A 24780-nucleotide genomic window follows, 5' to 3' on the forward strand; every position below is an offset into this window, starting at 1 on the left:
CTCCGCGCCGCCACAGTCAAACGAGAACTTGTTCTAGTCCGGGGGGTTGATTTCTTGGTGGCCAACTCGAGCGTGGCGCAGCTCGAATTTCGCCCTGACCCGCGATGAAGTGCGCTTGGTGGCGCCCAGCGCAAGAATGTCTGGGTGTTTGAGATCAACCCGGAGCAATGGGTGCGCTCAGCGGCGCATGTCACCGGGCAGGGGGAGGACTTGGCGGCCGGACATTTGTCGTCCGATCATCGGATCCAGGCCGCTCAGTCCGGGTGGCAGGGCGCGTCGGCGCTGGCTCTCAATGCCGCCATGGACGACTGGTTGGAAATGTCGAGGGCGTTGTTGAGCAGAATCGGCGATCATGCACGCGGCCTGCATCAAGCCGCCGTCGCGCATGCGGCGGCGGAGGAGGAGCGGGCCCGCGCGCTCGCCCAAGTGGGCGTTGGTTTTGAGCGATGTTGCTGACGGTCGCCGATATCGATCGGTGGGACGCGCAAGCGGTTCGGGAGGTGTTCCACGCGGCCACCGCCCGAGCCCAGGTGAGCTTGGAGGTGTCGCGTCAGCTGGCCACGCTGTCGATTTTTGCCAACTCCCGTGGCAAGACCGCCGAGGCTGCCGCGCATCAGAACGCGGGACTTCGCCGCGATCTCGACGCCCACGGTAATGAAGCGTTGGCAGTTGCGAGGGCGGCGGATCGGGCCGCTGATGGGATTGTGAAGGTCCAATCGGAGTTGGCCGCGTTGCGCAATGCCGCCGCGGCCGCCGAACTGCAGATCGATGCGCTGAGCAGCCGGGTGGTGCCGATTGCGGGCTTGCGCCACACCGAGTCCGAATGGGCGCGGGTGCTTGCCAAGCAAGCCGAGCTGCAGGCTGACCTGGGGGCGATTGTGGTTGAGGCGAACACCATCGACGAGGAATTGGCGTCAGCGGTCAACATGGCCGACGGTGATTCGCCCATCCCGGCCGAGGCCGGTGCGCCGGTCGGACCCGAGGGACTGACACCGACTTAGCGGGCCAGCGATGCCAACGAGGAGCTGTTGCGTGAGGAACGCGCCAAGCTGCGAGCCCGGATTGGGCAGTTGCAGGGGCGCTATGACCAGCTGGCGGCGCGGGGCGCCAGCGACTACAACAACGGCATCCTCGACAGCGATGCGATGGGCCAGCTCGCCGCCCTTGGCGATCAGCTGACCGCCGCCAAGGGCCGGCTGGGCGATCTAGATGCTGTTGATCAGGCACTGCGAAACGCCCCGGAAACCTACCTGGCCCAGTTGCGGGTTCCGGACGACCCGCACCAGCAGGTGCTGGCTGCGGTGGCTGTGGGTAATCCGGACACCGCAGCCAATGTTTCGGTGACCGTGCCCGGAGTCGGTTCCACCACCCGGGGCACCCTGCCGGGCATGGTCACAGAGGCGCGGAATCTACAAAGCGAAGAAATGCGGCAGTTGAAGAATGCCGGCAAACCGACGTCGGTCGCCGCGATCGCCTGGATGGGCTATGAGCCGCCCCCCAACCCGCTCGACACCGCAACTGCGGGTGACCTGTGGCAGACCATGACCGATGGGCAGGCACGTGCGGGCGCCGGCGATTTGTCCAGGTATTTGCAGCAGGTGCGCGCCAATAACCCCTCCGGCCACCTCACCGTGTTGGGGCACTCCTATGGCTCGTTGACGGCGTCGCTGGCCCTGCAGGACCTCAACGCCCATGGCGCGCATCCCGTCAACGATGTCGTGTTCTACGGTTCACCCGGCCTGGAGCTCTACAGCCCGGCTCAACTGTGACTCGAGCACGGGCATGCTTATGTCATGCAGGCGCCGCACGATTTGATCACCGGCGTGGTGGCCCCGCTGGCCCCGCTGCACGGTTGGGGGCCGGACCCGTATCTGACTCCCGGCTTGACGGAGTTGTCGTCACAGGCCGGTTTCGATCCCGGTGGGATCTGGCGGGACGGGGTGTATGCCCATGGTGATTATCCGCGAGTCTTCCAAGATGCCGCCGGGCAGCCACAGCTGCGGATGTCGGGCTATAACCTGGCGGCGATCGCCGCTGGGCTGCCGGACAATAAGGTCGGCGCGCCGTTGCTTCCGCCGGTTCTGGGCGGCGGGATGCCGGCAGCGCCCGGCCACGTATTGGCGGGAGGGCATTGATGCGGTGGCGGCTGGTGGGGTTGTTGGCGCTGGTTTGTGTGCTGGTGCTGGGGTGCGGTTCCAGTGGTTCTGGTGGTCTTGGGCGTGGTGGTGAGCAGGAGGGCCCGTTGAGTCCGGAGAAGGTTGCTGAACTGGAGAACCCGTTGCGGGCCAAGCCTTCGTTGGAGGCGGCCAAGGATCAGTACCGCGCCGCGGTGACCCGGATGGCCGATGCGATCGCGGCTCTGGTGCCGGGGTTGACCTGGTCGATGGATGTGGACAGCTGGAATCATTGCGGTGGCGAGTACGTCTGGACCAACGCCAGAATGGCGTATTTCATGGTCGGATTCAGCGGGCCGATTCCCGACGACAAGTGGCCGCAGGCTGTTCGGATTGTCAAAGATGGTGGGCAGCAGTTCGGCGCCACCACCTTTGGGGTGATGAAGGACAAGCCGGGTGACCATGACGTCTACCTCGCTGGGCACGGGGGCGTCGAGTTCAAACTGGGCACCCAGGTGGCCTCATCGCTCACGGCGCAGTCGGACTGCCGGATCAGTGAAACCGACACACCCAGCCCACCGCCGCCCCCGTAGCCGGTTGCCGGACGGTGCTTGTCGGCGCTTGCCGCAGCGGTGTGAAGGGGGGTATTGATGCGGTGGCGGCTGGTGGGGTTGCTGGCGCTGGTTTGTGTGCTGGTGCTGGGATGTGGTTCCAGTGGTTCTGGTGGTCTTGGGCGTGGTGGTGAGCAGGAGGGCCCGTTGAGTCCGGAGAAGGTTGCTGAACTGGAGAACCCGTTGCGGGCCAAGCCTTCGTTGGAGGCGGCCAAGGATCAGTACCGCGCCGCGGTGACCCGGATGGCCGATGCGATCGCGGCCCTGGTGCCGGGGTTGACCTGGTCGATGGATGTGGACAGCTGGAATGGGTGTGGAGGCGATTACGAGTGGACCAGGGCCAGAACGGCGTATTTCATGGTCGGATTCAGCGGGCCGATTCCCGACGACAAGTGGCCGCAGGCTGTTCGGATTGTCAAAGATGGTGGGCAGCAGTTCGGTGCCACCACCTTTGGGGTGATGAAGGACAAGCCGGGTGACCATGACGTCTACCTCGCTGGGCACGGGGGCGTCGAGTTCAAACTGGGCACCCAGGTGGCCTCATCGCTCACGGCGCAGTCGGACTGCCGGATCAGTGAGACCGACACACCCAGCCCACCGCCGACCCCTTAGCCTGGGGCCTTGAACCCCGCCGCTGCGCCCGAGGTGTGCGGGACCCAAGGATTTCGTCTCCACTTCACCGGGTCGTTAGGCTGGTGAGTCGTGACAGGACACGAATCGACCGGCGGGGCGCAGCCGACGTTGTGGGCTGTCTCCGATCTGCACACCGGTCATATGGGCAACAAGCCGGTCACCGAGTCGCTGTACCCCTCCTCGCCAGAGGACTGGCTGATCGTCGCCGGCGACGTTGCCGAGCGCACCGACGAGATTCGTTGGTCGCTGGACTTGCTGCGGCGGCGATTCGCAAAGGTGATCTGGGTGCCCGGAAACCATGAGCTTTGGACCACCACCCGCGATCCGATGCAGATTTTTGGCCGGGCGCGCTATGACTACCTGGTCAACATGTGCGACGAAATGGGCGTGGTGACACCCGAGCACCCCTTCCCGGTATGGACCGAACGGGGTGGCCCGGCCACCATCGTGCCGATGTTCTTGCTGTACGACTACTCGTTTCTGCCCAGCGGCGCGACCACCAAAGCCGAGGGTATGGCCATCGCCAAGCAACGCAATGTGGTGGCCACCGACGAATTCCTGCTCTCGCCCGAGCCCTATGCCACCCGGGATGCCTGGTGCCGCGAGCGGGTTGCCGCTACCCGCGCCCGTCTCGAACAGCTCGACTGGATGCAGCCCACCGTGCTGGTGAATCACTTCCCGCTGCTGCGCGAACCGTGTGACGCGATGTTCTACCCGGAATTCTCGATGTGGTGTGGAACCACCAAGACGGCCGACTGGCATACCCGCTACAACGCGCTGTGTTCGGTCTACGGCCATCTGCACATCCCGCGCACCACATGGCATGACGGCGTGCGCTTTGAAGAGGTGTCGGTGGGCTACCCGCGGGAATGGCGTCGACGCAAGCCCTACAGCTGGCTGCGTCAGGTGTTGCCGGACCCCCAGTACGCGCCGGGGTACCTCAACGACTTCGGCGGTCATTTCGTGATCACTCCGGAGATGAGGGCGCAGGCCACCAAGTTCCGGGAAAGACTGCGGCAGCGGCAGGAGCGGTGACAATCAGCATGTTGGTCTCGTCGGTTCTACCCGGCACCGTGGTCGATGATCTGGCGTATGCGGAGCTGTACTCGGACCCGCCCGGCCTGGTGCCGCTGCCCGAAGAGGAACCACTGATCGCCAGGTCGGTTGCCAAGCGGCGCAACGAGTTCATCACCGTCCGCCACTGTGCTCGCGTCGCGTTGGGCGACCTCGGTGTGCCGCCGGTGCCGATTCTCAAGGGCGACAAGGGGCAACCGTGCTGGCCCGACGGCGTGGTGGGTAGCCTCACCCACTGCTCGGGCTACCGCGGTGCCGTGGTCGGTCGCAGCGCCGCGGTGCGTTCGGTGGGCATCGACGCCGAACCGCATGACGTGTTGCCCAACGGCGTGCTCGATGCGATCAGCCTGCCCGAAGAGCGCGACGAGATACCGTCGGCAATGCCGGACGGCCTGCACTGGGACCGCATACTGTTCTGCGCCAAGGAAGCAACCTACAAAGTATGGTTTCCGCTGACCAATCGGTGGCTGGGATTCGAGGACGCGCACATCACGTTCGAGGCCGACGACTCGGGGCGGAGCGGCCGCTTTGTCTCCCGCATCTTGATCGATCCGAGTGCGCTGTGGGGCCCGCCCCTGACGACACTTCACGGTCGATGGTCGGTTGAGCGCGGGCTGGTGCTGACCGCGATCGTGCTATGAGCCGGCAGAACGCCGGTCCCGGCTTTTGCCCGGGCATCGTTGTGGTCGACAAGCCGGGCGCAATGACCAGCCACGACGTGGTTGGGCGCTGCCGCAGGATCTTTGGCACCCGCCGGGTCGGCCACGCGGGAACCCTGGACCCGATGGCCACCGGTGTGCTGGTGATCGGCATCGAGCGTGCCACCAAGATCCTTGGCCTGCTGACCGCCACGTCGAAGTCGTACGCCGCCACCATCCGGTTGGGCCAGACGACCTCCACCGAGGACGCCGAAGGCGAGCCGCTGGCCTCGGTGTCCGCCGAACATGTCGCACCCGAGGCAATCGCGGCGGCGATCTTGGATTTGACTGGCGACATCAGACAAGTTCCGTCGGCGGTCAGCGCGATCAAGGTGGACGGCCGGCGCGCGTATCAACTGGCCCGGGAAGGCCAGACGGTCGAGCTTGCGGCGCGCCCGGTGCGCATCGACCGATTCGAGCTGATGGATCTTCGGCGCGGCGCCGATGTGATCGATATCGACGTCGAAGTCGACTGCTCGTCAGGGACCTACATCCGCGCCCTGGCGCGCGATCTTGGTGCGGCGCTCGATGTGGGCGGCCATTTGACGTCGCTGCGGCGCACTCGCGTTAGTCACTTCGACCTGTCCCAGGCCGCGTCACTCGACGAGCTGGCCGAGCGGCCGGCGCTGAGCCTGACCCTCGATCAGGCCTGCCTGCTGATGTTTCCGCGCCGCGACCTCACCGTCGACGAATCTCAGTCCGTGGGCAACGGTCGTCCCCTTGAACCGGCCGGAATCGACGGCATCTACGCCGCCAGCGATGCCGATGGCCGGGTGATTGCGCTGTTGCGCGACGAGGGGCGCCGCACCAAGTCGGTGGTGGTGATCCGCCCGGCGACGATGTAGGGGACCTGCCCCTAAAGTCGATGCGGCCGGGTTGCACACTGTGCAAGAGGGGTCGTTCCGGCCTTTCAGCCGCTAAGGGGGGCCTGGAAGGGTAGTAGGGGTAAAGATGCCTAACAACGGGTCGAACAGGGTTTTTGTCATCGGCGTCGGTATGACGAAGTTTGAGAAGCCGGGTCTTCGTGAAGGCTGGGATTATCCCGACATGGCGCGCGAGTCGGGAACCAACGCGCTCAATGACGCCGGCATCGAGTACCGCGAAGTCGAGCACGCCTACGTCGGCTATGTCTATGGAGAGTCGACGTCGGGTCAGCGGGCGGTCTACGAGCTGGGTATGACGGGCATTCCGGTCGTCAACGTCAACAACAACTGCTCCACCGGTTCCACCGCGTTGTTCCTGGCGGCACAGGCGATCCGCGGCGGACTCGCCGACTGCACCGTCGCGCTGGGCTTCGAGAAGATGAAGCCGGGCTCGCTGTCCTCGTCCTACGACGACCGCACGCAACCGATGGACAAACACGTCAAGGCGCTGGCCCAAATAGCCGAATTCGCGTTTCCGGTGGCTCCCTGGATGTTTGGGGCCGCCGGACGCGAACACATGCAGCAGTACGGCAGCACGGCCGAGCACTTCGCCAAGATTGGCTTCAAGAACCACAAGCATTCGGTCAACAACCCGTTCGCGCAGTTCCAGGAGGCCTACACGCTCGACGACATCCTGGCGTCGCGGATGATCTACGAACCACTCACCAAGCTGCAGTGTTCGCCGACCTCAGACGGCTCGGGGGCGGCGATCCTGGCGTCGGAATCCTTCGTCGACAGCCACGGGCTGGCCGGGCGAGCGGTCGAGATCGTCGGCCAGGCCATGACCACCGACTTCGCGTCGACCTTCGACGGCAGCGCCAAGAACCTCATCGGATACGACATGAATATTCAAGCGGCACAGCGCGTTTACCAACAATCTGGACTTGGCCCCGAAGACTTTCAAGTGATCGAGCTGCACGACTGCTTCTCGGCCAACGAGTTGTTGCTCTACGAAGCGCTGGGCCTGTGTGGCCAAGGTGAGGCGCCCAAACTGATCGACAACGGCGACACCACCTACGGCGGACGTTGGGTGGTCAACCCTTCGGGTGGGCTGATCTCCAAGGGGCATCCGCTCGGTGCGACCGGTCTGGCCCAGTGCTGCGAACTCACCTGGCAGCTTCGTGGCACCGCCGACAGGAGGCAGGTCGACAACGTCACGGCCGCGCTACAGCACAATATCGGGCTCGGTGGCGCCGCCGTGGTCACCGCCTACCAGCGCGCCGAACGCTGAGCGGCGAGCGGGCGGCGAGGCGGCTCCGATGATCGAGTGGTCCGACACAGATCTGATGATGCGCGACGCGGTTCGTCAATTCATCGACAGGGAGATTCGGCCAAATCTGGATGAACTGGAAACCGGTGCGCTATCGCCGTATCCGATCATGCGCAAGCTGTTCAGTCAGTTCGGTTTGGATGTGCTGGCCGCCGAATCGGTCAAGTCGATATTGGACGCCGAGCGCGCCAACCAAGGCGAAAAGCGGCACCGAACCAGCGGTTCGGGTGGCCTGGGGCCCCAGGCGTCGATGGCCGCGGTGCTGGTGTCCGAGCTCGCCGGAGTCAGCATCGGCTTGCTGAGCACGGTCGCGGTGAGCCTTGGATTGGGCGCGGCGACCATCATGAGCCGCGGCACGCTGGCGCAGAAGCAGCGCTGGTTGCCCGAGTTGATGACGCTGGAAAAGGTCGCGGCTTGGGCGATCACCGAGCCGGATTCCGACTCGGATGCGTTCGGCGGCATGAAGACTCACGTCAAACGTGACGGCGCCGACTACATCCTCAACGGTCAGAAGACTTTCATCACCAACGGTCCTTACGCCGACGTGTTGTTGGTGTACGCCAAACTCGACGAGGCCGGAGCCACGTCCTCGGACCGGCGGGACCGGCCGGTACTCATCTTTGTGCTCGAATCGGGTATGGCAGGCCTCACGCAAGGCAAGCCATTCAAGAAAATGGGCATGATGTCCTCGCCGACCGGTGAGTTGTTCTTCGACAACGTGCGGCTGACTCCGGACCGTCTGCTCGGCGAGAGTGAACACCACGGCGACGGTGACGGACGTGAGAGCGCCCGTGCCAATTTCGCCGTGGAACGTCTCGGGGTGGCGCTGATGGCGCTGGGCATCATCAACGAATGTCACCGATTGTGCGTGGACTACGCAAAGACTCGTACGTTGTGGGGCAAGAACATCGGGCAGTTCCAACTGATCCAGCTCAAGCTGGCCAAGATGGAGGTGGCCCGAATCAACGTCGAGAACATGGTCTTTCAGACACTCGAGAAGCTCAAGGCGGGCAGGGAACCGACACTGGCCGAAGCGTCGGCGATCAAGCTGTACTCCTCCGAAGCCGCCACCGACGTCGCGATGGAGGCCGTCCAGTTATTTGGCGGCAACGGCTACATGGCCGAGTACCGGGTGGAACAGCTTGCGTGCGATGCAAAGTCGCTGATGATCTATGCCGGAAGCAATGAGGTCCAGGTAACTCACATCGCCAAGGGCCTTCTTGGCTGAGGTCGGATCAGACCGATCAGGCCACCACCCAGATCGCTCGCGCCGCGGGGCTCCCCAAATCGACCGTGTTCGCGGCGCCGTCGGCCGATTCGATCGCCACCGAGATCATGCCGGCGAACTCACGCCGGGTCAGGACCCGCAGCTGCGAGTCGAGGTTGATCCCGACACTGTCGAAATACCGCAGCATCTCCGGGTCGGCATCGGATATGCGTGCCACGGTCGCGGTGTCACCATCCCGACAGGCCCACAGCTGGCGGGCCGGTGGGGTGGGCACTTGCCCGTCGGAGGCGGGAATGGGATCACCATGGGGATCCCGCCGCGGGAAGCCCAGCTTCGCGTCGATCCGGGCCACCAGGCGATCCGATACCGCGTGCTCGAGCACCTCGGCCTCGTCGTGCACCTCATCCCAGCCGTAGCCGAGCTCATTGACCAGGAAGGTTTCCAAGAGCCGGTGCCGGCGCACCATCGTCAGCGCGGCTCGCCGCCCCGAGTCGGTCAGGGTCACTGCACCGTACTTTTCGTGGTCGACCAAGCCCTGCTCGGCGAGTTTGCGTATCGACTCCGAAGCGGTGCTGGCCGACACGCCGATCTTCTCCGCCAGCATCTTGGTGCTGACCCTTTCCCGCGACCACTCCTGCGCCGTCCAAATGACTTTCAGATAGTCCTGGGCAACCGTGGTGAGACCGCCAGGCTCCTCGTCAGCCCTCACAGGAGAAAGTTTAGGCAACCCACGCCTGATCGGCGGTCCAGCCCGCCAAACGAGCGTGTCCCGGTGGGCCCCGATGACCGTCCGAGCGCGCTCCGAACCCGCTCGGACAGTGCCGGCAAGACCCGCCAACCCCAGCGATGCTGTACGCCGCGGTCCCATCGCGCCGTAGGCTTGCGGTTGTGCAGCGGTGGCGTGGCCAGGACGAGATCCCCACGGACTGGGGCAGGTGCGTGCTCACCGTCGGGGTATTCGACGGTGTGCACCGCGGGCATGCCGAGTTGATCGCGCACGCCGTGAAGGCCGGCAGGGCGCGCGGCGTGCCGACCGTGATGATGACCTTCGATCCACACCCGATGGAAGTGGTCTACCCCGGCAGCCACCCGGCGCAGCTGACGACGCTGACCCGTCGCGCTGAATTGGTCGAAGAGCTGGGCATCGACGTGTTCCTGGTGATGCCGTTCACCACCGATTTCATGAAGCTCACACCGGATCGCTTCATCCACGAACTGCTGGTCGAGCACCTGCACGTGGTCGAGGTCGTGGTCGGTGAGAACTTCACCTTCGGCAAGAAGGCGGCCGGCAGCGTCGACACCCTGCGCCACGCCGGCGAGCGATTCGGGTTCGCCGTGGAGGCCATGTCGCTGGTGTCCGAGCACCACAGCAACGAGACCGTGACGTTCTCGTCCACCTACATCCGGTCGTGTGTGGACGCCGGTGATGTCATGGCGGCCACCGAAGCCCTGGGCCGCCCGCATCGTGTCGAGGGCGTCGTGGTCCGCGGCTACGGGCGTGGCGCCGAACTGGGGTTCCCCACCGCTAACGTTGCGCCGCCGATGTATTCGGCCATACCGGCCGACGGGGTCTACGCCGCCTGGTTCACCGTCCTGGGACACGGCCCGGTGACCGGCGCGGTCATACCGGGGGAGCGTTACCAGGCGGCCGTCTCGGTCGGGACCAACCCGACGTTCTCCGGACGCACCCGCACGGTCGAGGCGTTTGTCCTGGACACCGCCGCGGACCTCTACGGTCAGCACGTGGCGCTGGACTTTGTTGCCCGCATCCGAGGCCAGAAGAAATTCGCTTCCGTGCCCGAATTGGTCGCCGAGATCGGGGCGGATACTGAACGGAGCCGGGTCCTGCTGTCGACCGGCTGACCCGCGGCGTTTGTGTCTGTCGGCCACACCGCTGCTAGACTGCCCGACGACATCGGCGCGTGCTGCGGTTCGCGGTGGCCGCGCCGGCTAATCCCTGATCGCGGACCAATTGATGGAGATGTTTCGTGGCGCTGACTGCCGAGCAGAAAAAGGAAATTCTGAATTCCTACGGTCTTCATGAGACCGACACCGGATCCCCGGAGGCGCAGATTGCGCTGCTGACCAAGCGGATCTCTGACCTCACCGAGCACCTCAAGGTGCACAAGCACGACCACCACTCGCGGCGTGGACTGCTGCTCCTGGTGGGGCGCCGGCGCCGGCTGATCAAGTACATCTCCCAGATCGATGTGCAGCGCTATCGCTCGCTCATTGAGCGGCTGGGCCTGCGTCGCTGACCCCCGGCGCGATGCGCGCCTTGTTCTTGGCCGTGCTGATGGTTCTGGCGGTGCCGGCATCCGGCGTCTTGGTGGGTTGCTCGTCAACCACCAAGGCCGCCGACCTGGCGGTGGGTGACTGCCTCAAACTTGCCGGACCGCCGGACCGGCCGCAGGCCACCAAGGCCGCGTGCGGCAGCGAGGACTCCAACTTCAAGGTCGTTGCCGTCGCCAAGGATGGGACCGACCACACGGAGTGCCCGGCCGACGTGGATTCGTCGTACTCCAGCCGCAACGTGCTGGGCGACGCAAACAGCACCCTGTGCCTGGACGTCGACTGGGTGCTGGGCAGTTGTATGAGTGTCGACCCGGACCACAAGACCGACCCGTTTCGAGTGGGCTGCAACGACGCGTCGGCGCCGCACCGGCAACGGGCCACCCAGATTCTCCAAGATGTCGCATCCCCGGTCACCGTGGATCAGTGCGCCAGCGGTGTGGGCTACACCTACACCGAACGGCGGTTCGTTGTCTGTGTGGAGGACGTCGGCGGCAGTTCCCAGACGTAGTGGGTGAGTTTGATCGTTCCATCAGGAGAAGTTGATGCCCTTCCCGGTCGCTGAGAAGTACATCCTCGACACCGAGGAGAAGCTCGGAGTTACCTTCCCCGCGGCGTTCCGGGCGAAGATGATGGCCGATAACGGTGGGGCTGTCGAGACGTCGTCGGACGTCTGGGACTTGCACCCCTTCTTCGACACGAGCGACAAACAGCGGCTGAAGCGGACCTGCAATGACATTGTCCGCGAGACGGCAAGCTCCAAGGAATGGTTCGGCTTTCCGGTCAACGCCGTCGCCATTGGGGCCAACGGTTGCGGCGACCGGCTCGTCTTGTTGCCTGGTGTGAATGGTTCGGCATTGCGCGACGAGGTCTTCTGCTGGGACCACGAGTTGGGCGAGCTCGAGAAGGTCGCCGACGATTTCACGGAACTGGAATTGGCTTAGAACCGGAGCCCTCGATAATCGTCGACAGGTTCCCATCATGGCCGGGCATCGTGGCGAATTGGCCGGTGTACAGTGAGGAAGTTCTGGGCCCATTCGGCCCAGGCACTGTGGTGCGGTTCACGCAGATCCGCGTGCGCCGTTCCAGCGAGTCGCTACGTATGTCCGAGGGAGCAGCCCTGCCTGTATCGGGCGGTCTTCGGTAGTGGCTGCCGGGCACCCCGGATCTGGGGAAAGTCCGGCCGCTTCGATCGACGGCCGTAGCCGCATCCAGGCCGGCCCATCTGGGTCCGCGAGGAGTCCTGCAAACTCATCGGGTTGCGTGTGACGCCGCGAAACAGCTGAATAACCCAGAGAGGGCCGCACGGACGTTATGTCTGTAGCTGAAACTGAAGAAGGCGTGTTCGAAGCAACCGCCACCATCGACAACGGGAGCTTCGGCACCCGCACCATCCGTTTCGAGACTGGCCGATTGGCCCAGCAGGCCGCCGGCTCGGTGGTCGCATACCTCGACGACGAGAACATGTTGCTGTCGGCGACCACCGCCAGCAAGAACCCCAAAGAGCATTTCGACTTCTTTCCGCTGACCGTCGATGTCGAAGAGCGGATGTATGCCGCCGGCCGCATCCCCGGTTCGTTCTTCCGTCGTGAGGGCCGCCCCTCCACCGACGCGATCCTGACCTGCCGGCTCATCGACCGCCCGCTGCGGCCGTCGTTCGTCAACGGACTGCGCAACGAGATCCAGGTCGTGGTGACGATCCTGAGCCTGGACCCCAACGACCTGTACGACGTGGTGGCGATCAACGCCGCGTCGGCCTCGACCCAACTGGCCGGGCTGCCGTTCTCCGGTCCCGTCGGGGGCGTGCGGGTGGCCCTCATCGACGGCCAGTGGGTCGCATTCCCCAACGTCGAGCAGCTCGAGCGCGCCGTGTTCGACATGGTGGTTGCCGGACGGATTGTCGGCACCGAGGAAGACGGCACGCCCGACGTCGCGATCATGATGGTCGAGGCCGAGGCCACCGACAAGGTCATCGAGCTGGTTGAGGGTGGCGCCCCGGCGCCGACCGAGAGCGTGGTCGCGCAGGGTCTGGAAGCGGCCAAGCCGTTCATCGCGGCGCTGTGCACCGCGCAGCAGGAGCTGGCCGACGCATCTGGGGCCACCGCCAAGACCGGTGCCGAATATCCGGTGTTCCCCGAATACGGCGACGACGTCTACTACGTGGTGTCCTCGGTGGCTACCGATGGACTGGCCGCGGCGTTGACCATCGGTGGTAAGGCCGAACGAAACCAGCGCACCGAGGAAATCAAGGCCGAGGTGCTCGAACGGCTGGCCGACACCTACGAGGGCCGGGAAAAAGAGATCGGCGCCGCGTTCCGCTCGCTGACCAAGAAGCTGGTACGGCAGCGCATCGTCACCGATCACTTCCGCATCGACGGCCGCGGCATCACCGACATCCGCGCATTGTCGGCCGAAGTCGCCCTGGTTCCGCGGGCCCACGGCAGCGCGCTATTCGAGCGCGGTGAGACCCAGATTCTCGGCGTGACCACGCTCGACATGGTCAAGATGGCGCAGCAGATCGACTCGCTGGGGCCGGAGACCACCAAGCGGTACATGCACCACTACAACTTCCCGCCGTTCTCCACTGGTGAGACCGGCCGGGTCGGTTCGCCCAAGCGACGGGAGATCGGGCACGGTGCGCTGGCGGAGCGGGCGCTGATGCCGGTGCTGCCCAGCGTTGAGGAATTCCCGTACGCCATTCGCCAGGTATCCGAAGCGCTGGGTTCCAACGGCTCGACCTCGATGGGGTCGGTGTGCGCTTCGACGCTGGCGCTGCTCAACGCCGGCGTGCCGTTGAAGGCGCCGGTGGCCGGTATCGCCATGGGCCTGGTGTCCGACGATGTCGAGGTGGACGGCAAGACCGAGCGCCGTTTCGTCACCTTGACCGACATCCTGGGCGCCGAAGACGCGTTCGGTGACATGGACTTCAAGGTCGCCGGAACCAAGGACTTCGTCACTGCACTGCAGCTGGACACCAAGCTCGATGGGATCCCGTCGCAGGTTCTGGCCGGTGCGCTGGCCCAGGCGAAGGATGCGCGCCTGACCATCCTCGAGGTCATGGCCGAGGCCATTGACACGCCCGACGAGATGAGCCCGTACGCGCCTCGGGTGACCACCATCAAGGTTCCGGTGGACAAGATCGGTGAGGTGATCGGGCCCAAGGGCAAGGTCATCAACTCGATCACCGAGGAGACCGGCGCGCAAATCTCCATCGAGGACGATGGCACCGTGTTCGTCGGCGCCACCGACGGGCCGTCGGCTCAGGCTGCCATCGACAAGATCAACGCCATCGCCAACCCGCAACTGCCTACCGTTGGTGAGCGGTTCCTGGGCACGGTGGTCAAGACGACCGACTTCGGTGCCTTTGTGTCGCTGCTGCCCGGTCGCGATGGCCTGGTGCACATCTCCAAGCTGGGCAAGGGCAAGCGCATCGCCAAGGTCGAGGACGTCGTCAATGTCGGCGACAAGCTGCGGGTGGAGATCGCCGACATCGACAAGCGCGGCAAGATCTCGCTGGTGTTGGTGGCCGAGGACGACGATTCAGCCGCTGCGGCGGCCGCCGATTCCCCGGCGCCGGCTGATGCCGCCACGGCAAGCAGCTGACCCTGCGGCCGTCCCGGCACTGCGCCGCACCACACTGCCGGGCGGTCTGCGGGTCGTCACCGAATACCTGCCTGCGGTGCGCTCCGCGTCGGTCGGGGTCTGGGTAGGGGTCGGGTCGCGGGACGAGGGCACGACGGTGGCCGGTGCCGCGCACTTCCTCGAGCACCTGCTCTTCAAGTCGACCCCGACCCGCACCGCGGTGGACATCGCTCAGGCGATGGACGCCGTCGGTGGGGAGCTCAACGCGTTCACCGCCAAGGAGCACACCTGCTACTACGCGCACGTGCTCGACAACGACCTAGAGCTGGCCGTGGAACTGGTGGCCGACGTGGTGCTCAACGGACGCTGCGCCGCCGACGATGTCGAGCTGGAACGTGACGTCGTTCTCGAGGAGATCGCGATGCGCGACGATGACCCCGAGGACGCACTGGCGGACATGTTCTTGACGGCCATGTACGGTGACCATCCGGTCGGCCGGCCGGTGATCGGCAGTACGCAATCCGTCTCGGCGATGACGCGAGCCCAGCTGCACTCGTTTCACATGCGCCGCTACACACCGGATCGGATGGTCGTCGCGGTAGCCGGCAATGTCGACCACAACCAGGTGGTCGGGTTGGTGCGCGAGCACTTCGGGCCACGCTTGGTCCGCGGCCGCCGGCCCGTCGCCCCGCGCAAGGGCACGGGCCGGGTCAAAGGCACCCCGCAGCTGGTGCTGGCGGACCGGGAAGCCGAACAGACCCACGTGTCGTTGGGAGTCCGCACGCCCGGACGTGGCTGGGAGCACCGCTGGGCTTTGTCGGTGCTGCATACCGCGCTCGGCGGCGGATTGAGCTCGCGGCTGTTCCAGGAGATCCGCGAGTCCCGCGGTCTTGCCTATTCGGTCTATTCGGCGCTGGACATCTTCGCTGACAGTGGAGCGCTGTCGGTGTATGCCGCCTGTCTTCCGGAACGTTTCGCCGAAGTGATGCGCGTGACCAGAGAGGTGCTGGAGGCGGTGGCACGCGACGGCATCACCGAGTCCGAATGCCGTATTGCCAAGGGTTCGCTGCGTGGCGGGCTGGTGCTGGGGCTAGAGGATTCCAGCTCGCGAATGAGCCGCATCGGCCGCAGCGAATTGAACTACGGCAAGCACCGCACTATCGAACACACTTTGCAGCAAATCGATCGGGTCACGGTCGACGAGGTCAACGCACTGGCCCGCCGGCTGCTGGTGAAACGATACGGCGCCGCGGTTCTCGGCCCGTATACCTCGAAACGACAGCTGCCGCAACAACTTCGAGCGATGGTAAATTAGGTCGATGGTACTGGGTTTCTGGGACATCGCGGTACCCATCGTGGGTGCTCCGATGGCGGGCGGCCCAGGAACCCCGGCCTTGGCCGCGGCCGTGTCGAACGCGGGCGGGCTGGGCTTCGTCGCTGGCGGGTATCGGACCGCCGACCAGTTCGCCGATGACATCTCCGCTGCGCGGGCCGCCACCACCGGCCCGATCGGAGCCAATATCTTTGTGCCCCAGCCCAGCGTCGCCGACTGGTTGCAGCTGGAGTACTACGCAGAAGAACTCGCGGAGGTCGCCGAGTACTACCACGTCGAGGTGGGACAACCCATTCACGGTGATGACGACGAGTGGGAACGCAAGCTCGAAGTCGTGGCCGACATTCGTCCGGAGCTGGTGTCGTTCACCTTCGGTGCGCCGCCGCCCGATGTGGTCCGCCAGCTCAGTGCGCTGGGTTTGTTGGTTTCGGTCACGGTGACGTCGGCTTATGAGGCCGGGGTGGCCATCGCGGCCGGCGCTGACAACCTGGTGGTTCAGGGCCCCGGCGCGGGCGGGCATCGCGGTACGTTCGCGCCGGATACGGAGCCGGGCGAGGAGTCCCTGCACCAACTACTCGATCACATCGGCCATACCCACGATGTGCCGCTGATCGCGGCGGGCGGTCTTGGTACCGCCGACGAAGTGGCAGCCGTGCTGCGCAGGGGAGCGGTTGCTGCACAGGTGGGGACGGCGCTGTTGCTTGCTGATGAAGCGGGTACCAGCTCGGTGCACCGAGTTGCCCTGAAGAACCCGGAGTTCGACTCCACGCTAGTCACCCGTGCTTTCTCCGGCCGCTATGCGCGAGGGCTGGCGAACAACTTCACTCGACTGCTTGACCGGGTCGCGCCGCTCGGCTATCCGGAGGTCAATCAGATGACCAAGCCCATCCGGGCGGCGGCGATCGAGGCGGACGACCCCCACGGAACAAACCTGTGGGCGGGGACGGCCTACCGGGCGGCCCAGGCGGGACCGGCGGCCGACATCGTTGCCGCCCTGGCGCCGGACGTGTGGTCGCTGTAGGTCCGGCCCAACGGCCCCCGACGCGACACTGGCCACCTGCATGGTGGGCAGGTGGCCAGCGTCGGTTGTGATTCGGTTAGCCGAGCACGCTCGCCGGGTCGGTGAACGGCAGGTCGAGGTCGGCGGCCACGTGATCTGCCAGCAGCGCGCCTTCGTGAGTCGAAAGGCCTTTAGCCAGTGCGGAATCCGAGAGGCAGGCCGCTTGCCAACCCAGGTCGGCGAGCTTGAGCACGTAGGGCATGGTCGCGTTGGTCAGCGCGTAGGTCGACGTGCGGGGCGCGGCGCCGGGCATGTTCGCGACGCAGTAGAACACCGTGTCGTGGACGGTGAACGTCGGCGACGTGTGCGTGGTCGGCCGGGAGTCCTCGAAGCAGCCGCCCTGGTCGATGGAGATGTCCACCAGCACGGCGCCCTTCTTCATCCGCGCTACCAGCGAGTTCGGAATCAACTTGGGTGCCTTGGCGCCGGGCACCAGCACGGCCCCGATCAGCAGGTCGGCGTTGACTGCCGCATCCTCAAGGTCGAGGGTCGACGAGTAGCGGGTCCGGACGCGACCGCCGAACTCCGCGTCGATCTGGCGGAGCTTGTTGATGTTGACATCCAGCACGGTGACCATCGCGCCCATGCCGTTGGCGACGCGGGCGGCGTTGTAGCCGGCCGTGCCCGCGCCGATCACCACGACGTCGGCAGGCTTGACGCCGGGGACGCCGCCCATCAGCACGCCGCGACCGCCGTGGGTGCGCATCAGGTGGTAGGCCCCAGCCTGGGCGGACAGGCGCCCGGCGACCTCGCTCATGGGGGCCAGCAGCGGCAATGCGCCGTCGGCGGTCTGCACCGTCTCGTAGGCGATGGACGTGGTGCCGGACTTCAGCAGGGCATCGGTGCAGGGGCGCGAGGCGGCCAGGTGCAGGTAGGTGAACAGGGTCTGGCCCCGGCGCAGCCGGCCGTACTCGGACTCGATCGGTTCCTTGACCTTGAGCAGCAGGTCCGCATCCGCCCACACCTGGTCGGCGGTGCTGATCAGCTGGGCACCGGCGGCCTTGAAGTCGGAGTCGGAGATGGCGGAGCCTTCTCCGGCGCCGGCCTGGATCAGCACCTCGTGGCCGCGCTTGGTCAAGGCGGCGACGCCGGCCGGGGTGATCGCAACCCGGAATTCGTTGTCTTTGGTTTCGGTTGGAATACCGACTCGCATATTCGCTCCTGCCGATTTGGTGGGGGTTTGACGGGCTTGTGTGACGCGGTTCCATAAGTGTGAAAAAACTTCGGAAGTTATGCAATTACACTGATGATAATTCTGTAATGTGGATGCATGTCTGATGACCTAACGGGATCTAGCGGCCGAGAGGGAGACTCGCCGAAGGATGTTCGGCCCGCTGTGCTTGACGACATGGACCGCAAGATCCTGCTGCTGCTGCATGGCGATGCCAGGATCACCAACAATGCCCTGGCCCAGGCGGTCGGGATCGCGCCTTCGACATGCCACGGCCGGGTTCGCCGACTGGTCGATCTCGGCGTGATCCGCGGGTTTTACACCGATATCGACCCCGTCGCGGTGGGCCAACCGCTGCAGGCGATGATCTCGGTCAGCCTGCAGGCCAACGCCCGTGGCAAGATTCGCAGCTTCATTCAGCAGATCTGCCGCAAGCGACAGGTGATGGATGTCTACTTCCTGGCCGGTGCCGAAGACTTTCTGTTGCATGTCGCCGCTCGGGACACCGATGACCTGCGCTCATTTGTGGTGGAGAACCTCAACGCGGACATCAACGTCGCGGGCACCCAAACGTCGCTGATCTTCGAACATCTACGCGGGGCCGCGCCCCTTTAGGCCGGTCCGCCCTGGTTATGATCACCCAATGACCAAGCCTTCTGTGGCGGCCACTGTCGAGATCGATGCCACCCCCGAGCGGGTGTACGGACTGATCACCGACCTGAGGACACTGGCGTCGCTGGCCGAGGAGGCGGTGGTGATGGAACTGCAGAAAGGCGATGGAGTCGGTAAGGGGGCCGTGTTCGTCGGCCACAACCGAAACGGTGGCCGGCGCTGGAAGACGACCTGCACGGTGACCGACGCGGAACCGGGCCGGATCTTCGCGTTCGATGTCCACTCCATCTTCATTCCGGTGTCGCGGTGGCAGTACGACATCGTCGGTGCCGATGGCGGTTGCCGGGTCACCGAGAGCACCTGGGACCGGCGGCCTGGGTGGTTCCGCAAGGTGGCCGGCCTGGCGACCGGGGTCAAGGATCGGGCCGCGACAAACGCCGAGCACATCGCGACCACGCTGCAGCGCCTGAAGCAACGTGCTGAGGCTGGCGACTGAGTTCTTCACCATCGGGGGATTGCATCACTATACTTGCGAGCACGAGTTGTCTATTGAGGCGACATATGAGGCGTTAATGTAAACGTCCAAGGCAAGGGGGCCTTATGTTCACCGTCGATAACCGCGCAGTGGGGCCGCACTCTGGAGAATCGGGTGCGGCCGACCACGAGCGTCTCGTTCTCGAGGCTCGCGATGTCGAGTTCGACTGGGCGAACCTGCCGTTTCATTACGTTCCCAACGAGCCGCTGCCCACCCATGTGCTCAACGTGCTGCACCTGCTGCTGCCCGCCGGCGAGGAATTCTTCGTCGAGGTCTTCAAGAAGACGTTGCCATTGATCAAGGATGATCAGCTGCGGCTGGATGTGCAGGGGTTCATCGGCCAGGAGGCGATGCACTCCCAGGCACACTCCGGTGTGCTGGCCCACTTCGAGGCCCAGGGCGTGGACGTGACGCCTTATACCGACCAGATCAGGTGGCTGTTCGGGAAGCTGCTGGCGGAGAAGCCGGGACGCAATCCGCGACAACGGCACCGCTGGCTGCTGGAGCAGGTCTCCTTCATCGCGGCAATCGAGCACTACACCGCCGTATTGGGGGAGTGGATTCTGAACTCGCCGCAACTCGACGTGGTCGGCACCGACCCGGTGATGCTGGACATGCTCCGGTGGCACGGCGCAGAAGAGGTCGAGCACAAGGCGGTGGCGTTCGACACCATGAAGCACCTGCGCGCGGGGTATTGGCGGCAAGTGCGTGCGCAGCTGGCCGTGACGCCGGTGATGCTGTTGCTGTGGATTCGCGGGGTCCGGTTCATGTATACGGTGGATCCGCTGCTGGCGCCGGGCACCAAACCACGGTGGCGGGACTACGTCAGGTCCAGGCGTCGCGGTCTGACGCCCGGCCCGTGGCGACTGATCCGGGTGGTAGGCGACTACTACAAGCCGGGCTTTCACCCCTCGCAGTTGGGTGGACTCGAGCGGGCCGTCGACTACCTGGCCGTCTCTCCCGCCGCCCGGGCGTCGCACTGAGGCCAATGAACACCGCTTCGCGAACGGGAATCACCGCATCCGACGGCGCCACCCTGGCTGTGTATCACTACACGCCGCTAGATCCGCAGTGCCCGACCATTTTGGCCATTCACGGCTGGCCCGATAACCACCACCTGTGGGATCCGGTGGCCGAGCTGCTCGGCGATCGCTACAACGTGGTTGCCTATGACGTGCGCGGCTCCGGCGAATCATCCTGTCCTGCCAGTCGTTCCGGGTACCGGCTGGAACAGCTGGTTTCTGACACCGGCGCGGTGATCGACAGCCTGGGCGTCGATCGGGTGCACCTGCTGGCACACGATTGGGGCTCGATTCAGGGCTGGGCCGCGGTGACCGCCGACTCGGTCATGGAAAAGGTCGCCTCATTTACCTCTATCTCGGGCCCGCACCTGCAGTACGCGGGTGCGTTCCTGCGCTCGGGGCGCACCCCCCGCTCGGCGGCCCAGGTTGCCAGGCAGCTTGCCAGTTCAGGATACATCGGGTTCTTCTTGTGCCCGGTCGTGCCGGAACTCTTCTTCCGTTCCGGCATCGGGGTGAAACTCGTTGGGGCGTTTGAGCGTATCGGTCAATCGAGCACCCGCAGTCAGCGTGGTCAGACGCCGCGCTCGATCGGGGACTATGTGAACGCGCTCAACCTCTATCGGGCCAACATGCCCGCCGGATTTGTCACCGATGGGTCGTCACTCCCGCAGACGAGCGTGCCGGTTCAGGTGTTGGTGCCCAGGAAAGACATGTTCGTGACGCCGGCTCTGCAACGTTTCACCGGCGCGATTCCGGGCGGCGGCAGGGTGGTCCCGATCGAGGGCGGGCACTGGGTGGTGACCTCGCGTCCGGACGTGGTCGCACGGCTGACCGCCGACTGGGTGGACCGGGTCGTTGCGGGTACGGGCGACGCCGCGGCGACCGTGGTGCGCGCGGGTCCGGGTGAGGTGCGCGGTCAGCTCGCTTTGGTCACCGGGGCGGGTGCGGGCATCGGCCGAGCCACCGCGGTGGAGCTGGCGCGCCAGGGCGCCCGCATGGTGATAATCGCCGACCGTGACCTTGCCGCGGCCAACGAGAGCGCAACACAGGTGCGCGCCGCGGGCGCGGCGGCGGCCGTGTACCAGGTCGATGTCAGCGACGAAACGGCGATGAACGACCTTGCCGCGCAAGTCCTTGACGAACATGGTGTCGTCGACATCCTGGTGAACAACGCCGGAATCGGGATGGCGGGCAGGTTTTTGGAGACGACCCCGCAGCACTGGGACGCGATCCTGGGGATCAATGTCGGTGGCGTCATCAGCGGGAGCCGAGCATTCGGTGCCCAGATGGTCGAGCGCGGTCAGGGCGGAACGATCATCAACATCGCGTCGGCCGCCGCGTATCTCCCGTCGAAATCGATGGTCGCCTACAGCACCACCAAGGCCGCGGTGCTGGGGTTCAGCGAAGCGTTGCGCGCCGACCTAGCCGACGAAGGCATCAGCGTCACAGCGGTGTGCCCGGGCTTCGTCAACACCAACATCGCCAAGAGCACTGTCTACGCCGGGATGTCGACCGAGCAACAAGAGCGCGCCCGGCAGAAGGCGGACGCGGCCTATCGGCGTCGTAATTTCACCCCGGAAGCGACCGCAAGGGCGATCGTGAAGGCCATCAGGTCCGGGCCGGCCGTGTTGCCGGTGGCCGCGGAATCCAAGGTGGGCTACGCGATGCGGCGCATCAGCCCGTCGATGATTCGGATGTTCGCACGCTTGGACATCCGGCAGCGGTAGAAAGTTGGGGATATGGCGGTGTCGGAGAGCAGCTGGACCAGCAGGCCCGCCGATCTGTACGGTCGCAGCCACCGGGATCGCTTTGCCACCGCATTGTGGGGTGTGCGCACCATGTTCGGTGGATTCGCCCGGTTCTCGCGGTGGAATCCGTCGCGGGTAACGCCGGTGGGCCGGACACATCGCGCCAGGGTGGTTGAGCGCGAGCTCGTCGCGCCCGACGTGGTCGCGCTGACCCTGGCAGACCCGGACGGCGGATTGCTTCCGTCCTGGTCACCCGGGGGCACATCGACGTGCAGCTGCCCTCTGGCCGGCGCCGCCAGTATTCGCTGTGCGGCCCACCGGGGCGCCGCACCGACTACCGCATCGCGGTGCGCCGCATCGCCGACGGGGGCGGCGGTTCCATCGAGATGCACGCCGCTTACCAACCGGGAGACATCCTGGTCTTCGAGGGGCCGCGCAACGCGTTCTATCTCGGTGCTGCCGAGCACGACATGCTCTTTGTGATCGGCGGTATCGGGGTGACTCCGATTCTGCCGATGGTCGCGCTGGCCCACCAGCGCGGCGTCAATTGGCGCGCGATGTATGCCGGTCGCAGCCGCGAGTACATGCCCCTACTCGATGAGCTCGTGGCTATGGCACCGGAGCGGGTGTCGGTGTGGGCCGACGACGAACACGGGCGCTTTGCCCAAGTGGAAGATCTGGTGGCCGGCGCCGGACCGAAGACGGCCGTCTACGTGTGCGGGCCACCCCCAATGCTGGAGGCGGTACGCGCGGCGCGTGCTGAATATCCCTGTGCACCTTTGCACTACGAACGATTCAGCCCGCCGCCGGTCGTGGACGGGGTGCCGTTCGAGCTGGAGCTCGCGCGCACTGGCGAGGTGCTGAGCATCCCGGCGAATCGGACAGCGCTGGACGTCATGCTCGACCGCGATCCGACGACCGCGTACTCCTGCCAACAGGGATTCTGTGGCACGTGCAAGGTCAAAGTGCTTGCCGGACAGGTTGATCACCGTGGCCGGGCGGCGCAGGGGGACGACGAAATGCTGGTCTGCGTTTCGCGGGGGCACAGCGCTCGGGTCGTCATCGACGCCTGAGCGACTCAGGGTGTTCGAGAATTCTTCAGGTAACCCGCCAGCGCATTGGTGAGCGCGCGTCGTGCCAGCTCGAGGTCGGCGTAGGAACCCAGTTGTCGCTCTGACACCAGCCCGCGCATCGCGCCGGGAATGAGGGCGGCGACCTCACGCACCCGGTTGGGGTCGACATCGAGATCGGCGAAGGCGTTCTGGCACGTTTCGAGCCAGCTTCTGCCCCAGGAGAACAGCTCGGCCGCGGTGCGGGGATAGAGGCGCTCGAGTTCGCCTGGGTCTCGGGGCAGCGCGGCGCGCAGGTTCTCTATTGCGCGTGAATCGGCCGATGCCAGGCCGTGAAACAGGGTCTCGATGACGGCGGCAACTCGCTCCTGCAGGGGCCGGCCGGACTGCAGCGGCTTCGACAATGCCAACATCGACCCCGCACGCCGCTCGGCGGTGCGGTGCAGTACGGCGGCCCAGAAACCGTCGACGTCGCCAAACTGGTATTGCACCGCACCCCAGGTGGCGCCGATCTCCTTGGCGATGCGGTTGGCCGAAACCGAGCCCGGATCCCCGGAAGCAAGTGACGTCAGCGCCGCTTCGAGCATGCTCTCGCGGGTGGCGTTGCCGCGCCGGTTGGGGCGTCTGCCTGTGACTCCGGCCCGAGTCATGTGCCGATGGTATCGGCTGTCGCGATGGCAGTAGGGGCAAATCCACATTTTCAATGAAAGTGCTGTGATTTTTTGGCGGGGCGGCCTATCATTCGTACGAAGCCGCCAAGGAGGACTGCTCAGATGGCCAAGCCGCCGCTGTCGATGAAGCCGACCGGATGGTTCCAGGTCGCCTGGTCCGACGAGATCGGCGTGGGTGACGTACGCACCATGAAGTACTTCGACCAGGAATTGATCGCCTGGCGGGCCGAGTCGGGCCAGCTCACCGTGATGAACGCCTATTGCGAACATCTTGGCGCCCACCTCGGCTACGGCGGCAAGGTCGTTGGCGAGGTGCTGCAGTGTCCGTTCCATGGGTGGCAGTGGAATCAGCTGGGTCGCAACGTGTGCATTCCGTATCAGGACCGGCCAAATCGAGGGCGCCGCATTCGTACCTATCCCGTGGTGGAGCGCAATGCGTCGGTCTACCTTTGGCACGATGTCGAAGGCCGTGCGCCGTTCTTCGACGCCCCGGATGTGTTCGCCGGCTTCAACGATGGCAGCAGCGTCGCCGACTACTATCCGCAGCAGCGCCTCTACCGGCACACATTGGAACTGCATCCGCAATACGTGCTCGAGAACGGGGTGGATTTCGCGCACTTCAAGTACGTGCACAACACTCCGATAGTGCCGGTGTTCACCCGCCACGACTTCGACGGCCCAGTGTCTTTCGTCGACTTCACCATCACCTTCGAAGGCGATGACGGCCAGCAGATCGAGGACATCAACAGCGGCGTGGAGGCGATCAACGGCGGCCTGGGAGTGGCGGTCACCAAGAGCTGGGGCATGGTCGACAATCGCACCATTTCGGCGATCACGCCGGTCGACGAATCCACTTCCGATGTCCGGTTCATGGTCTACATCGGCCGCACCCCGGGTAAGGATCCGGCCCGAGCCGAACTCAAAGCTGCCGAATTCGGCCGGGAAGTGATCCGTCAGTTCAAGCAAGACATCCAGATTTGGGCTCATCAGCGCTACTGCGACCCGCCAGCGCTAACCACTGATGAACTCGCCGGATTCACCGCAATTCGCCGATGGGCCAAGCAGTTCTATCCCGACGGCATCGGCGGCAGCGCCGCCGAGGTGTATGCAGCGTTGCAGAAAGGCTGAACCGA

At 65.3% G+C, this 24780-nt stretch carries 23 protein-coding genes and 2 pseudogenes; 22 read left to right on the top strand and 3 right to left on the bottom strand.

What is annotated here, in order from left to right:
- The first annotated feature begins 144 nt into the window (after window positions 1-144).
- The 9 genes and pseudogenes from CKW46_RS12445 (at window position 145) to CKW46_RS12485 (ending at window position 8551) form a co-directional block, all read left to right on the top strand.
- A complete protein-coding gene (locus CKW46_RS12445) occupies window positions 145-456 on the top strand; it encodes a WXG100 family type VII secretion target (RefSeq protein WP_117436835.1) in 312 nt (103 codons plus the stop codon).
- Window positions 447-2135, top strand: a pseudogene (locus CKW46_RS12450) (alpha/beta hydrolase family protein). Before CKW46_RS12445 ends, CKW46_RS12450 begins: the two are co-directional and overlap by 10 nt.
- A complete protein-coding gene (locus tag CKW46_RS12455) occupies window positions 2135-2707 on the top strand; it encodes an LppA family lipoprotein (protein ID WP_482053211.1) in 573 nt (190 codons plus the stop codon). Before CKW46_RS12450 ends, CKW46_RS12455 begins: the two are co-directional and overlap by 1 nt.
- Window positions 2708-2764: 57 nt before the next feature.
- On the top strand, window positions 2765-3337 hold the full coding sequence (locus CKW46_RS12460; protein ID WP_020788040.1) for an LppA family lipoprotein: 573 nt from the start codon (window positions 2765-2767) through the stop codon (window positions 3335-3337).
- Window positions 3338-3499: 162 nt separating this feature from the next.
- Entirely contained in the window at window positions 3500-4393 is an 894-nt protein-coding gene (gene pptH, locus CKW46_RS12465; RefSeq protein WP_231389696.1) for an ACP phosphodiesterase PptH, read from the top strand.
- Window positions 4390-5073 (top strand): 4'-phosphopantetheinyl transferase PptT, encoded by a 684-nt coding sequence (gene pptT, locus CKW46_RS12470; protein WP_085981840.1) that lies wholly within the window; start codon window positions 4390-4392, stop codon window positions 5071-5073. Before pptH ends, pptT begins: the two co-directional genes overlap by 4 nt.
- A complete protein-coding gene (gene truB, locus CKW46_RS12475) occupies window positions 5070-5975 on the top strand; it encodes a tRNA pseudouridine(55) synthase TruB (RefSeq protein WP_482053212.1) in 906 nt (301 codons plus the stop codon). The genes pptT and truB overlap by 4 nt, the downstream gene beginning before the upstream one ends.
- A 106-nt stretch (window positions 5976-6081) precedes the next feature.
- Window positions 6082-7284: a lipid-transfer protein gene (locus tag CKW46_RS12480; RefSeq protein ID WP_117436838.1), complete on the top strand. Its 1203-nt coding sequence runs from the start codon at window positions 6082-6084 to the stop codon at window positions 7282-7284.
- Window positions 7285-7312: 28 nt separating this feature from the next.
- The gene (locus tag CKW46_RS12485) at window positions 7313-8551 is read left to right on the top strand and encodes an acyl-CoA dehydrogenase family protein (RefSeq protein ID WP_015355273.1); all 1239 of its coding nucleotides are present in this window, start codon (window positions 7313-7315) and stop codon (window positions 8549-8551) included.
- A 16-nt stretch (window positions 8552-8567) separates the two neighbouring features.
- On the opposite strand, the gene mntR is transcribed toward CKW46_RS12485, so the two are convergent.
- A complete protein-coding gene (mntR, locus tag CKW46_RS12490) occupies window positions 8568-9260 on the bottom strand; it encodes a manganese-binding transcriptional regulator MntR (protein ID WP_015355274.1) in 693 nt (230 codons plus the stop codon).
- 179 nt (window positions 9261-9439) lie between these two features.
- On the opposite strand from mntR, the gene CKW46_RS12495 reads away from it, so the two are divergent.
- The 7 genes from CKW46_RS12495 (at window position 9440) to CKW46_RS12525 (ending at window position 16779) form a co-directional block, all read left to right on the top strand.
- Entirely contained in the window at window positions 9440-10414 is a 975-nt protein-coding gene (locus tag CKW46_RS12495; RefSeq protein WP_252872524.1) for a bifunctional riboflavin kinase/FAD synthetase, read from the top strand.
- Between the two features lie 125 nt (window positions 10415-10539).
- Window positions 10540-10809 (top strand): 30S ribosomal protein S15, encoded by a 270-nt coding sequence (rpsO, locus tag CKW46_RS12500; protein ID WP_011740180.1) that lies wholly within the window; start codon window positions 10540-10542, stop codon window positions 10807-10809.
- Window positions 10810-10820: 11 nt separating this feature from the next.
- Window positions 10821-11354 carry an LppU family putative lipoprotein gene (gene lppU / locus CKW46_RS12505; protein WP_482053213.1) on the top strand — a complete coding sequence of 178 codons (534 nt, stop codon included), beginning with the start codon at window positions 10821-10823 and terminating at the stop codon, window positions 11352-11354.
- 34 nt (window positions 11355-11388) lie between these two features.
- Window positions 11389-11787 (top strand): SMI1/KNR4 family protein, encoded by a 399-nt coding sequence (locus CKW46_RS12510; RefSeq protein ID WP_012393716.1) that lies wholly within the window; start codon window positions 11389-11391, stop codon window positions 11785-11787.
- Between the two features lie 370 nt (window positions 11788-12157).
- Entirely contained in the window at window positions 12158-14446 is a 2289-nt protein-coding gene (locus tag CKW46_RS12515; RefSeq protein ID WP_015355277.1) for a polyribonucleotide nucleotidyltransferase, read from the top strand.
- Window positions 14424-15740 carry a M16 family metallopeptidase gene (locus tag CKW46_RS12520; RefSeq protein ID WP_015355278.1) on the top strand — a complete coding sequence of 439 codons (1317 nt, stop codon included), beginning with the start codon at window positions 14424-14426 and terminating at the stop codon, window positions 15738-15740. The genes CKW46_RS12515 and CKW46_RS12520 overlap by 23 nt, the downstream gene beginning before the upstream one ends.
- Window positions 15741-15744: 4 nt before the next feature.
- Complete coding sequence (locus CKW46_RS12525) at window positions 15745-16779, top strand: nitronate monooxygenase (RefSeq protein ID WP_012393719.1); 1035 nt, start codon at window positions 15745-15747, stop codon at window positions 16777-16779.
- 76 nt (window positions 16780-16855) lie between these two features.
- Here the strand turns inward: CKW46_RS12525 and ald are convergent, their stop codons facing one another.
- On the bottom strand, window positions 16856-17971 hold the full coding sequence (gene ald / locus CKW46_RS12530) for an alanine dehydrogenase (RefSeq protein ID WP_086085009.1): 1116 nt from the start codon (window positions 17969-17971) through the stop codon (window positions 16856-16858).
- Window positions 17972-18088: 117 nt separating this feature from the next.
- Here ald and aldR point away from each other — a divergent pair, with 117 nt between their 5' ends.
- From aldR to CKW46_RS12555, 5 genes and pseudogenes are all read left to right on the top strand, one after another.
- Window positions 18089-18604, top strand: coding sequence for an HTH-type transcriptional regulator AldR (aldR, locus tag CKW46_RS12535; protein WP_117436845.1), 516 nt, complete (start codon window positions 18089-18091; stop codon window positions 18602-18604).
- 28 nt (window positions 18605-18632) lie between these two features.
- Window positions 18633-19097, top strand: coding sequence for an SRPBCC family protein (locus CKW46_RS12540; RefSeq protein WP_117436846.1), 465 nt, complete (start codon window positions 18633-18635; stop codon window positions 19095-19097).
- 104 nt (window positions 19098-19201) lie between these two features.
- Window positions 19202-20119, top strand: a complete 918-nt coding sequence (locus CKW46_RS12545) for a metal-dependent hydrolase (protein WP_482053214.1) — start codon at window positions 19202-19204, stop codon at window positions 20117-20119.
- 5 nt (window positions 20120-20124) lie between these two features.
- The gene (locus CKW46_RS12550) at window positions 20125-21885 is read left to right on the top strand and encodes an SDR family oxidoreductase (RefSeq protein WP_015355281.1); all 1761 of its coding nucleotides are present in this window, start codon (window positions 20125-20127) and stop codon (window positions 21883-21885) included.
- Between the two features lie 12 nt (window positions 21886-21897).
- Window positions 21898-22979: pseudogene (locus CKW46_RS12555) on the top strand (PDR/VanB family oxidoreductase).
- 5 nt (window positions 22980-22984) lie between these two features.
- Here CKW46_RS12555 and CKW46_RS12560 read toward each other — a convergent pair.
- A complete protein-coding gene (locus CKW46_RS12560) occupies window positions 22985-23626 on the bottom strand; it encodes a TetR/AcrR family transcriptional regulator (protein ID WP_015355283.1) in 642 nt (213 codons plus the stop codon).
- 123 nt (window positions 23627-23749) lie between these two features.
- Here CKW46_RS12560 and CKW46_RS12565 point away from each other — a divergent pair, with 123 nt between their 5' ends.
- The gene (locus tag CKW46_RS12565) at window positions 23750-24775 is read left to right on the top strand and encodes a Rieske 2Fe-2S domain-containing protein (protein ID WP_240274932.1); all 1026 of its coding nucleotides are present in this window, start codon (window positions 23750-23752) and stop codon (window positions 24773-24775) included.
- The last annotated feature ends 5 nt before the right edge of the window (window positions 24776-24780 follow it).

It is taken from the genome of Mycobacterium liflandii, from assembly GCF_022354805.1.
GTDB classification, from domain to species: Bacteria; Actinomycetota; Actinomycetes; order Mycobacteriales; family Mycobacteriaceae; genus Mycobacterium; species Mycobacterium marinum.

Coding starts and splice junctions, on each gene's coding strand:
- CKW46_RS12455 (WP_482053211.1), top strand. CDS start 2,135: ATGCGGTGGCGGCTGGTGGGGTTGTTGGCGCTGGTTTGTGTGCTGGTG.
- CKW46_RS12460 (WP_020788040.1), top strand. CDS start 2,765: ATGCGGTGGCGGCTGGTGGGGTTGCTGGCGCTGGTTTGTGTGCTGGTG.
- pptH (WP_231389696.1), top strand. CDS start 3,500: ATGGGCAACAAGCCGGTCACCGAGTCGCTGTACCCCTCCTCGCCAGAG.
- truB (WP_482053212.1), top strand. CDS start 5,070: ATGAGCCGGCAGAACGCCGGTCCCGGCTTTTGCCCGGGCATCGTTGTG.
- CKW46_RS12480 (WP_117436838.1), top strand. CDS start 6,082: ATGCCTAACAACGGGTCGAACAGGGTTTTTGTCATCGGCGTCGGTATG.
- CKW46_RS12485 (WP_015355273.1), top strand. CDS start 7,313: ATGATCGAGTGGTCCGACACAGATCTGATGATGCGCGACGCGGTTCGT.
- lppU (WP_482053213.1), top strand. CDS start 10,821: ATGCGCGCCTTGTTCTTGGCCGTGCTGATGGTTCTGGCGGTGCCGGCA.
- CKW46_RS12510 (WP_012393716.1), top strand. CDS start 11,389: ATGCCCTTCCCGGTCGCTGAGAAGTACATCCTCGACACCGAGGAGAAG.
- CKW46_RS12515 (WP_015355277.1), top strand. CDS start 12,158: ATGTCTGTAGCTGAAACTGAAGAAGGCGTGTTCGAAGCAACCGCCACC.
- CKW46_RS12520 (WP_015355278.1), top strand. CDS start 14,424: ATGCCGCCACGGCAAGCAGCTGACCCTGCGGCCGTCCCGGCACTGCGC.
- CKW46_RS12525 (WP_012393719.1), top strand. CDS start 15,745: ATGGTACTGGGTTTCTGGGACATCGCGGTACCCATCGTGGGTGCTCCG.
- ald (WP_086085009.1), bottom strand. CDS start 17,971: ATGCGAGTCGGTATTCCAACCGAAACCAAAGACAACGAATTCCGGGTT.
- aldR (WP_117436845.1), top strand. CDS start 18,089: ATGTCTGATGACCTAACGGGATCTAGCGGCCGAGAGGGAGACTCGCCG.
- CKW46_RS12540 (WP_117436846.1), top strand. CDS start 18,633: ATGACCAAGCCTTCTGTGGCGGCCACTGTCGAGATCGATGCCACCCCC.
- CKW46_RS12545 (WP_482053214.1), top strand. CDS start 19,202: ATGTTCACCGTCGATAACCGCGCAGTGGGGCCGCACTCTGGAGAATCG.
- CKW46_RS12550 (WP_015355281.1), top strand. CDS start 20,125: ATGAACACCGCTTCGCGAACGGGAATCACCGCATCCGACGGCGCCACC.
- CKW46_RS12560 (WP_015355283.1), bottom strand. CDS start 23,626: ATGACTCGGGCCGGAGTCACAGGCAGACGCCCCAACCGGCGCGGCAAC.
- CKW46_RS12565 (WP_240274932.1), top strand. CDS start 23,750: ATGGCCAAGCCGCCGCTGTCGATGAAGCCGACCGGATGGTTCCAGGTC.